Origin of the sequence: Streptomyces phyllanthi (assembly GCF_009377205.1) — a bacterium.
GTDB lineage: Bacteria > Actinomycetota > Actinomycetes > Streptomycetales > Streptomycetaceae > Streptomyces > Streptomyces phyllanthi.
In genome coordinates, this window is sequence record NZ_VJZE01000533.1 from 1 (window position 1) to 5,821 (window position 5,821).

At 67.7% G+C, this 5,821-nt stretch carries 6 protein-coding genes; 1 reads left to right on the plus strand and 5 read right to left on the minus strand.

Annotated elements, in window-relative coordinates; translation table 11 throughout:
- Positions 1 to 46 precede the first annotated feature (46 nt).
- A complete protein-coding gene (locus tag FNH04_RS40105; RefSeq protein ID WP_152791070.1) occupies positions 47 to 2,569 on the minus strand; it encodes an ATP-dependent Clp protease ATP-binding subunit in 2,523 nt (840 codons plus the stop codon).
- Positions 2,570 to 3,030: 461 nt separating this feature from the next.
- On the opposite strand from FNH04_RS40105, the gene FNH04_RS40115 reads away from it, so the two are divergent.
- Positions 3,031 to 3,783, plus strand: a complete 753-nt coding sequence (locus FNH04_RS40115) for an SCO3374 family protein (protein ID WP_152791072.1) — start codon at positions 3,031 to 3,033, stop codon at positions 3,781 to 3,783.
- Here the strand turns inward: FNH04_RS40115 and FNH04_RS40120 are convergent.
- The 4 genes from FNH04_RS40120 to FNH04_RS40135 all read right to left on the minus strand — a co-directional run bounded on the left by FNH04_RS40120 (position 3,762) and on the right by FNH04_RS40135 (position 5,692).
- Positions 3,762 to 4,097, minus strand: a complete 336-nt coding sequence (locus FNH04_RS40120; protein ID WP_322725249.1) for a histone-like nucleoid-structuring protein Lsr2 — start codon at positions 4,095 to 4,097, stop codon at positions 3,762 to 3,764. The genes FNH04_RS40115 and FNH04_RS40120 overlap by 22 nt on opposite strands.
- Before the next feature lie 288 nt (positions 4,098 to 4,385).
- The gene (locus FNH04_RS40125; protein WP_152791076.1) at positions 4,386 to 4,931 is read right to left on the minus strand and encodes an amino-acid N-acetyltransferase; all 546 of its coding nucleotides are present in this window, start codon (positions 4,929 to 4,931) and stop codon (positions 4,386 to 4,388) included.
- Between the two features lie 9 nt (positions 4,932 to 4,940).
- A complete protein-coding gene (locus FNH04_RS40130) occupies positions 4,941 to 5,378 on the minus strand; it encodes a BlaI/MecI/CopY family transcriptional regulator (protein ID WP_152791080.1) in 438 nt (145 codons plus the stop codon).
- Between the two features lie 131 nt (positions 5,379 to 5,509).
- Positions 5,510 to 5,692: a hypothetical protein gene (locus FNH04_RS40135; protein WP_152791078.1), complete on the minus strand. Its 183-nt coding sequence runs from the start codon at positions 5,690 to 5,692 to the stop codon at positions 5,510 to 5,512.
- Positions 5,693 to 5,821 lie beyond the last annotated feature (129 nt).

Sequence of the window (5,821 nt, forward strand, 5' to 3'; positions counted from 1 at the left end):
GTGCCCACAGGCACCGGCCCCCTTCTCCGCGTATCGCCCGGAGGGCTTACGCCTCCTTGCTCAGGTTCGGCCCGCCACCGGCCGCCTGCTCGATCGGCGGGACGTCCGGGAGCGCCGACTTCTCCTCACCGCGGAAGGTGAAGGTCTTGGTCTCGCCCTCGCCCTCCGTGTCCACGACCACGATGTGGCCCGGACGGAGCTCGCCGAAGAGGATCTTCTCCGACAGGCTGTCCTCGATCTCGCGCTGGATGGTGCGGCGCAGCGGCCGGGCACCCAGCACGGGGTCGTAACCCTTCTTGGACAGCAGCTCCTTGGCGGCCTGGGAGAGCTCGATGCCCATGTCCCGGTCCTTGAGGCGCTCGTCCACCTTGCTGATCATCAGGTCGACGATCGCGAGGATGTCCTCCTGCGTCAGCTGCGGGAAGACGACCACGTCGTCGACGCGGTTGAGGAACTCGGGCCGGAAGTGCTGCTTGAGCTCGTCCGAGACCTTGTTCTTCATGCGCTCGTAGTTGGTCTTCGTGTCACCCGCGGCGGCGAAGCCGAGGTTGAAGCCCTTGGAGATGTCCCGGGTGCCGAGGTTGGTCGTCATGATGATGACCGTGTTCTTGAAGTCCACGACCCGGCCCTGGGAGTCGGTCAGGCGACCGTCCTCCAGGATCTGCAGCAGCGAGTTGAAGATGTCCGGGTGGGCCTTCTCGACCTCGTCGAAGAGGACGACGGAGAACGGCTTGCGGCGGACCTTCTCCGTCAGCTGGCCGCCCTCTTCGTAGCCCACGTAGCCGGGAGGCGAACCGAAGAGACGCGACACCGTGTGCTTCTCGCTGAACTCCGACATGTCGAGGGAGATCAGTGCGTCCTCGTCGCCGAACAGGAACTCGGCGAGCGCCTTGGACAGCTCGGTCTTACCGACACCGGACGGGCCGGCGAAGATGAACGAACCACCCGGACGCTTCGGGTCCTTCAGACCGGCGCGTGTACGGCGGATCGCCTTCGACAGCGCCTTGACGGCGTCGGTCTGGCCGATGACCCGCTTGTGGAGCTCGTCCTCCATGCGGAGCAGGCGGCTGGACTCCTCCTCGGTCAGCTTGAAGACCGGGATGCCCGTGGCCGTGGCGAGGACCTCGGCGATCAGCTCGCCGTCGACCTCGGCGACGACATCCATGTCGCCGGCCTTCCACTCCTTCTCCCGCTTGGCCTTGGCGGCGAGGAGCTGCTTCTCCTTGTCGCGCAGGGAGGCGGCCTTCTCGAAGTCCTGCGAGTCGATCGCGGACTCCTTGTCGCGGCGGACACCGGCGATCTTCTCGTCGAACTCGCGGAGGTCCGGCGGCGCGGTCATCCGGCGGATGCGCATCCGGGAACCGGCCTCGTCGATCAGGTCGATCGCCTTGTCCGGCAGGAAGCGGTCCGAGATGTACCGGTCGGCCAGCGTGGCGGCCTGGACGAGGGCCTCGTCCGTGATGGAGACACGGTGGTGGGCCTCGTACCGGTCGCGCAGACCCTTGAGGATCTCGATCGTGTGCGGGAGCGAGGGCTCGGCGACCTGGATGGGCTGGAAGCGGCGCTCCAGGGCCGCGTCCTTCTCCAGGTGCTTGCGGTACTCGTCCAGCGTGGTGGCGCCGATGGTCTGGAGCTCACCGCGGGCCAGCATCGGCTTCAGGATCGAAGCGGCGTCGATGGCGCCCTCGGCGGCACCCGCACCGACCAGCGTGTGCAGCTCGTCGATGAACAGGATGATGTCGCCGCGGGTGCGGATCTCCTTGAGGACCTTCTTCAGGCGCTCCTCGAAGTCACCGCGGTAGCGGGAGCCGGCGACCAGCGCGCCGAGGTCCAGCGTGTAGAGGTGCTTGTCCTTGAGGGTCTCGGGCACCTCGCCCTTGACGATGGCCTGGGCGAGGCCCTCGACGACGGCGGTCTTGCCGACGCCGGGCTCACCGATCAGGACCGGGTTGTTCTTGGTACGGCGGGACAGCACCTGCATGACCCGCTCGATCTCCTTCTCGCGCCCGATGACCGGGTCGAGCTTGGACTCACGAGCGGCCTGGGTGAGGTTCCGGCCGAACTGGTCGAGGACCAGGGACGTCGAGGGAGTGCCCTCGGCAGGCCCGCCGGCGGTGGCGGTCTCCTTGCCCTGGTAGCCGGAGAGCAGCTGGATGACCTGCTGCCGCACCCGGTTGAGGTCTGCGCCCAGCTTGACCAGGACCTGGGCGGCGACGCCCTCGCCCTCACGGATCAGGCCGAGCAGGATGTGCTCCGTGCCGATGTAGTTGTGCCCGAGCTGAAGGGCCTCGCGGAGCGACAGCTCCAGGACCTTCTTGGCACGGGGAGTGAAGGGGATGTGGCCCGAGGGCGCCTGCTGGCCCTGGCCGATGATCTCCTCCACCTGCTGGCGGACAGCCTCAAGCGAGATCCCGAGGCTCTCCAGGGCCTTAGCGGCGACACCCTCACCCTCGTGGATCAGGCCCAGGAGGATGTGCTCGGTGCCGATGTAGTTGTGGTTGAGCATCCGGGCTTCTTCCTGAGCCAGGACGACAACCCGCCGCGCGCGGTCGGTGAACCTCTCGAACATCGTTAATCGCTCCTCAGAGCGGTCAGGCAGTGAGGGGACGCTCCCCTCGCTGTCCTTCCGCAGCTTAGTCCCGCAAGCGGGGACCGCTCATTCCAACTGCCGACACCGTCCGGTTCACCTCCGCTCTCGCGGAGACAGAAGTTACTGCCTCCTGGCCCCGAACGCCGACATCTGCTCCAACCCGATGGTGCGAGACGATGTTCCCGCAGGCCAGGTGGTTATCCTCACCATCAGTACGCCGATGGCGAACGCGAGACCGCCTTTCCTGCGTGTCGCCCCCTCCCACTAGGGATGTCTTACCCGTACGCACTGACACTCCATGCCGTGCGCACCGGTTCCCTCCGCTATGGGCGAACATCCTTGCGCGGCCGCACTCCCCTGGACGCCCCCTGCTCCACCACTCCGCGCGCATGTTCCACCACCCTGGGTGACTCGGATGCCTTCCGTGCGGTTGTTCCGACATGGCTTCCATCGTCCCCCTCCCTCGCCGTCCGTTCGACTCGAGCGACCGTGTGCGGCAGTGGTACGAGGACGAACTCGGCTGGGCCGCGGTGCCCGGAACGCCGGTACGGCTGCTCACGGGTCTGCGTTTCGATGTGCTCGACGTCCCGGCGGAGGCGGGTTTCGCGGCGCTGCGGCATCTGGGCCCGGGCTCTCCGGTGGCACTGCACGGGGAGCGGATGCGGCTGCTGGTAGCCGCGGGGAGCGCGGAGGAGGTGCCGGGCCTGCTCGACTGGCTGGACTGGGGCACTCTCGAACTGGACTTCACGGCCATCGGCGCGGGCGGCCACATCGTGGCTCCACAGCCCTGGGCGGACGGCGTCCCGCTGCCCGCGCCCCTTCGAGGCGGCCGCACGGAGGTTCCGTCGCCCCGGCCCGAACCGGGCGCGCACGAGCCGGGCAGGGGTGAGCCGGGCGCTCGCGGGCCCGGCTCGCACGAGCCGGGTGCGCATGAGTGCCCGCTACCCGGCCGCTCAGGTACGCGGGCACCGCTCCAGCCGTCGTCTCCGGACCAGGCCGGTCCGCGGGGAGCCGCCGTGTGGCTGCGGCCCCCCGAGCCGGGGTGCGAGATGGAACCGTCGCTGCCGACGCTGTCGGCGCTGGGGGGCGGTGGAGGCGCCCCCGACCTCGTACGCCTGGTGGACACGGTGGCGACTCAGTGCCACCGGGTCCGGCTGCGACGCGTACGCGCTCAGCCGTTCGCCTTCTCGTAGGCGTCGCGGATGATCGCGGGAACGCGGCCGCGGTCGTTGACCTCGTAGCCGTTCTCCTTCGCCCAGGCGCGGATCTGGGCGGTGTCCTGGCTGCCGCCGGCCGCCGCGCGCGCCTTTCCGCGTCCGCCCGAAGCACGGCCTCCGGTACGACGACCGCCCTTCACGTACGGCTCGAGAAGGCCGCGGAGCTTGTCCGCGTTAGCAGTCGTGAGGTCGATCTCGTACGTCTTGCCGTCCAACGCGAACGTCACGGTCTCGTCCGCCTCGCCGCCGTCGAGGTCGTCGACAAGAAGGACCTGAACCTTCTGTGCCACCGGATTTCCTTTCATCGATAACTTGAGGGCCGAGGGTCCGCGGCCGCGGCCGCTGTTTCGAGTCCCCTGTTATATGCGGTACTGCAGTACGTCGGAAAGCAAACCGCTTTTCCCTGAAAAACACAAACCCCTGGGAGAGACTCATGGACCTGGGGAAGATCGGAAACGTGCGCGTTTCGGACATAGGGAACCCGGGCAACGCGGATCGGCGGAATACTCTCGGCGATCCCCGACCATCCTTGCGGTTCCGCGCGGATCCATGCCGATCGTTGCGCGGATCCCCCGCGATCACAGATGCAGAAGCATCCGGCTGTTGCCCAAGGTGTTCGGTTTCACTCGTTCGAGACCGAGGAACTCCGCCACGCCCTCGTCATAGGAACGCAGCAGCTCCGCGTAGACATCCCGGTCGACCGGTGTCTCGCCGATCTCCACGAAGCCGTGCTTCGCGAAGAACTCCACTTCGAAGGTCAGACAGAAAACCCGGCGAACACCCAGCCATCGGGCGGTCTGCAGCAACTTCTCCAGCAACTGATGGCCGACACGCAGGCCCCTGGCCTCCTCGTTCACCGCGAGAGTGCGGACTTCCGCGAGGTCTTCCCACATGACGTGCAGGGCGCCGCAGCCCACCACCTGCGCGTTGTCATCGCGTTCCGCGACCCAGAACTCCTGGATGTCCTCGTAAAGCGTCACGGTCGCTTTGTCGAGCAGGATGCCCCGCCGGACGTACGCGTCAAGCAGGCCGCGCACGTGCGGGACATCGCTGGTCCTGGCCCGCCGGACCGTGATGGCTTTTGCGGTTGCTTCGGGACTCTCCGCGGGACTCTCTGCTGGCATGACCGGACGCTATCGCCCGGCGTCGCCCTGCGCCGAGGCGGGGTTCTCATCGGGGCCCCCGGTGGGCGGGGGTGTTTCGTCCGATGATTCGACGCCGGTTTCGGCAACGGTTTGGGAGGGCTCCGGGCCTTGCACGATACGGATCGCGGCACGGAGAGCCTGTCGCTGTTCCTCGCTCATCATGCCGAAGAAGGCGACGAGGGCCGCTGCCGCGTTGTCGCTCTGCGACCACGCATCGTTCATCAGAGCGGCCGCGTAGGCGGCGCGGGTGGAGACCGCCTCATATCGATAGGCCCGGCCTTCCGCCTCGCGGCGCACCCAGCCCTTCTGATGGAGATTGTCCAAAACGGTCATCACGGTGGTGTATGCGATGGACCGTTCCCGCCGAAGGTCTTCCAGGACTTCTCGAACGGTCACCGGGCGGTTCCACTTCCACACCCGCGTCATGACCGCGTCTTCGAGTTCTCCCAATGGCCGAGGCACAGTTCAACACCATACTGGGAGAAAGTGAACAAAAAGGGCGTACGACCCCGAAGTGTGGGAGTCGTACGCCGGCGTGTGTGCCCGTGCGCGGGTGTTCAGCCCCGGACGTCGTCCTGGGTGGCCTGGCGGGCGTTCTCCGCGCGCGCGAGGGCGGCGTCGACGGCCGCGTCCTCCTTGGCCTTGTTGGCGCCGCCCTGCGTCTTCACGATCGTCACGATCACGCCGGTGAAGAACACGGCCATCACTACGGGGGGCAGGAGCGCGGAGACATAGTCCATGCGTCCAGGGTAGCCAGGGGCCGTCCGGTGGTTCCGCGTCGGGGGCTCAGCCCGCGGCGAGCCGTTGCTGTGGCGGGTCGGCCGGGGGCCGGCCGGGCTTGCGCTTGGGCGGGAAGACCTCGCCGGGGG